Below are 736 nucleotides of genomic sequence, written 5' to 3'. Positions count from 1 at the left end.
ACCCCGGTCAACTGGCACCCGCAGGTGCCGGGGAAATCGCGATCATCGGAGCGGGAACGGCCGGGGACACTCAAGATGCCGCTTCACCGCCAAATGAGCAGATCGGCACCACCGCGCTGGCCCCCGCTGCCCCACCCGATGCCGATAACCCGGCCGTGGCGGCAACCACTGCAGATCCTGATTCCATCGAGGCCCCGCATCTGCAGATAGGCTCGGATGCCATGGACCCAGCGTCCATTGGACCCGCACGGTCCGCCCCTGAAGCCCGTGTCGTGCCTGGCGGGGACGTATCCGGCCAGGAGCCCGGGCCTGTCCGGCCGCCGATATACCGCCCAAGACTCGAACGGTCGCGGACCAGGCGTGAGCCCCGGCTTCCCTCTGCCGACACGGAGCGGGAGTATCAGGATATCGAAGCGGACCTGCGACTATTGTTCGGCCCGGGAGATTGGGGGATCGAACTGAGCGCGCTGCTGCGCCAGCCGGCCGGGACTGAAGTTGAGGTGCTGGAAGACGGAGAAGAGACTTGGCTGGGCGCGCTCGACGACCGCCTTCTCGAGCCGCTTGCGTTGGCGGATGGTGCCCGTGTCCTCTCGGAAGGACTGTCGATCGAGGCCCTCGGGCTGCCCGTCCGGTGGCACCGCTCGTCGCGCGACATCCACATATTCGGGGAGCATCCGAGCGTCGCAGGTTTCGTCAGCCAGCCTCGAGTAGCCATCGGGCGCGAGAACGTGGTCGT

Annotated in this window: 1 protein-coding gene; it reads left to right on the top strand. The window is 67.3% G+C overall.

Going from position 1 to position 736, the window contains the following annotated elements:
• Positions 1–428: 428 nt before the first annotated feature.
• On the top strand, positions 429–736 hold a 308-nt coding region (locus EN780_RS36120), incomplete at its 3' end, for a hypothetical protein (RefSeq protein ID WP_133372949.1).

Source organism: Mesorhizobium sp. M4B.F.Ca.ET.089.01.1.1 (assembly GCF_004022605.1).
GTDB classification, from domain to species: Bacteria; Pseudomonadota; Alphaproteobacteria; order Rhizobiales; family Rhizobiaceae; genus Mesorhizobium; species Mesorhizobium abyssinicae.
Note: the sequence above shows the minus strand (reverse complement) of the source record. Positions and strands in the feature narration are given on the sequence as shown.